The organism is Bartonella callosciuri (assembly GCF_014203215.1).
Taxonomy (GTDB): Bacteria; Pseudomonadota; Alphaproteobacteria; order Rhizobiales; family Rhizobiaceae; genus Bartonella; species Bartonella callosciuri.
The window spans coordinates 1-2,654 of the sequence record NZ_JACHIM010000021.1; the positions used below are offsets into that span (position 1 = coordinate 1).

General features: G+C 34.4%; 4 protein-coding genes and 1 pseudogene. All 5 read right to left on the reverse strand.

Features of this window, described 5'->3' with window-relative positions; translation table 11 throughout:
* Positions 1-313: 313 nt before the first annotated feature.
* Positions 314-967 carry a type IV secretion system protein gene (locus tag HNQ69_RS07435; protein WP_183229387.1) on the reverse strand — a complete coding sequence of 218 codons (654 nt, stop codon included), beginning with the start codon at positions 965-967 and terminating at the stop codon, positions 314-316.
* A 176-nt stretch (positions 968-1,143) separates the two neighbouring features.
* A complete protein-coding gene (locus HNQ69_RS07440; protein ID WP_183229388.1) occupies positions 1,144-1,845 on the reverse strand; it encodes a TrbJ/VirB5 family protein in 702 nt (233 codons plus the stop codon).
* Positions 1,846-1,916: 71 nt separating this feature from the next.
* A pseudogene (locus tag HNQ69_RS07685) lies at positions 1,917-2,015 on the reverse strand (TrwG protein); the annotation flags it as partial.
* Positions 2,012-2,155: a TrwH protein gene (locus tag HNQ69_RS07445; protein ID WP_183229389.1), complete on the reverse strand. Its 144-nt coding sequence runs from the start codon at positions 2,153-2,155 to the stop codon at positions 2,012-2,014. The pseudogene HNQ69_RS07685 and the gene HNQ69_RS07445, both read right to left, overlap by 4 nt.
* Positions 2,156-2,342: 187 nt before the next feature.
* Positions 2,343-2,654: type IV secretion system protein (locus HNQ69_RS07450; protein WP_183229390.1), on the reverse strand; the 312-nt coding region annotated here is incomplete at its 5' end.

Below are 2,654 nucleotides of genomic sequence, written 5' to 3' on the forward strand. Positions count from 1 at the left end.
GTGACATATGTTTTTGTTGTCTGATCAATATGATTGAACAGTTGTGTGAACATTTTGAAGTCCATAGCATTCCTCTTTAACGAATTTTTGTTTTTCCATTCTTATTTGAACATCGATTTATCTTGATTTATATTGTACGTGTCATTTGCATTTATGTAATTTGGCACAGGTGCTTTTCATTGGAATTGTTTTAGGGTGTGCAAATTTATTAATTCCTTTAGGATTGTTGGGATCACACTGAATGTTATACATTGGTTTTTCTTGCTACGACCAAAGAGGATTAATGGTAGAGGTAAAACTATTTTAAAAAACATCATTGTGATCGTATTATAGGCATTTTTTTATTTACAAATTGAAGAATCTGCACATTGCGCTTGCGTTTTAGGCGAGTGATAAGTGCTTGTTCAGTATCTCGTGAATATGAAATCATTTGCAGTTTTATTGCTTCATTCTGGATCATAGCTAACATGCCCTTCATGCGCACCTGCAATTCAGCAATACCTTTTAGATCGTTCATTTTATCTAGGTCGGTTAACAGCTGTGCAATTTGCTCAAAACGATTTTCTGTTTCCTCAAAAGTTCGTAAAGTTACAGCTTTGTCTATGAGTGTTGCATATTGGAAGCGTTCATCAATCAATTCACGTGCTTCATTAAGAGGTTTATCGCGAAGATAATTTTCTTTTCGCATAAGGTCTTTGACTAATGAAGGAATTTTTGAGTCCATTCCCGTCTGTTTTTCGCTATCATAGATAAATTCTGGTTTTAAAAAGTACAAACTACCATCATTTTTTTTAAGCTGTGGGCTTTGTATTCGAGTGTTTCCTGTTATGGAGTTATGTATTTTTTCTGTCAGCTTAAAAATGTTGTCCTGTATATCTTCGATACTGCCGCTTGCACTCCAACTTTTTTTTGAGTTTAAAATTGCAAGAATTACGCTTATTGCCACTATAATAGTTAGCTTTTTCACATTTAGCTCCTTTTAGTTCTTACCTGTTGCCTAAGGACTGAAGTTACATAATTGAATTATAGCTAACTTATAAATTCGCTTATGAACTCACGTTTTAAACTCCGACTTTTTTCATATCGCTGCTGGTCCCACGAGCAAAGAGGGTTGATAAGATAGGCAAATTCATTTAAAAAACTTTATTGTGATCGTATGGTAGGTAGTTGTTTATTTACAGACCCAAGAATCTGCACATTACGCTTGCGTTTTAGCCGGTTGATGAGTGCTTGTTCACTATTACGCAAATGTACAAACATTTGCAGTTTTATCTTTTCATTCTTGATCATGGCTAACATGTTTTTCATGCGCAATCGCAATTCGACAATACCTTTTAGATCGTTCAGTTTATCTAGGTCGATTAACAGTTTTGTAATTTGCTCAAAACGATTTTCTGTTTCCTCAAAAGTTCGTAAAGTTACAACTTTGTCTATGAGTGTTGCATATTGGAAGCGTTCATCAATCAATTCACGTGCTTCATTAAGAGGTTTATCGCGAAGATAATTTTCTTTTTGCATAAGTTGCCTGAATAATGAGGGGATTTTTGAGTCCATTTCCGTCTGTTTTTCGTTATCATATATAAATTCTGGTTTTAAAAAGTACAAACCACCATCATCTTGTTTTGCCTTTCTGCTTTTTGTTCGACTTCCTATGATAGAATTATATAATTTTTGTGTGTACTCAAGCTGTTGTTTTATTGTATACAGCAAATAAACGTCATCAGAACTTGGTTTATGATTAGTTTCATAAGAAACAGTAACGCCGGTGGTAATATCACTTCCTAGTGCTAAGCTTGGTGTTAGAAGAATTAGACTTATTGTCGCTATAACAATTAGCTTTTTCATATTTAAACTCTTTTAGCTTTCTCAAATGTTCTAGAAGAATTAATAATGACATCATTGAATTATAGCTAACTTACAAATTCATTGATGAGGTCACGTTCCAAGCCTCTGCTTTCCTCATAATAAGAGTTAAGTTGTTCAGCTTTTACTGGTTTTGGTTGTTTTTTTCTCATATGGCTCCTCGCTGAATTTCGGCAGGGACTGTTTTATTGATAGGTACACGGTTCCAATTACTTGGTTGCTTTGGCTTTGGAGCCAATATGCAAGCCGATAAAAGACTCGCAATTAAAACTGTAAAAATGATTTGTTTCATTTTAACATTCCTCTTTTATGACCGCAATATACACTTTAACACTTTTTTGTCATTATTTCAATTTTGATTAGAAAATATATTGGCTTATAATTGCATTTATTTTCTAATTTTATTTGTTTTATTTCTGTTCACGGAAATATTCAGCTACAGTGCTGATATTTTCCGTCGCGTGGCAGGGATATTTTGATCATTTAGTTATACGGCTGTTACGGGAAGCATTTCTTCCTGTAATGTTTGGTCTCCAATGTCCAAAGGTAACGCCTTTTGCTAAAGCATTTGCCATGCTTGATAGTTTGAGCAACAGCACAATGGAGATAATGGAAAGGATAAGTGCACCACCAAGTGCGTAACCTACATTCTGATTTCCATCAAACTCTAGATCGGTCATATAATTTGCAAAGATATCCATCATCAGACTAGATATGGTGGCTAGGAGTACAATGAGAATTGTATAGCTTAAGATTTGCGCTACCCATTGCTCAAAAAAGCGATAGGTTGG

Bases quoted from the DNA above. Each gene is read 5' to 3' on its own strand.
- HNQ69_RS07440 (WP_183229388.1), bottom strand. From the start codon at position 1,845: ATGAAAAAGCTAATTGTTATAGCGACAATAAGTCTAATTCTTCTAACA.
- HNQ69_RS07445 (WP_183229389.1), bottom strand. From the start codon at position 2,155: ATGAAACAAATCATTTTTACAGTTTTAATTGCGAGTCTTTTATCGGCT.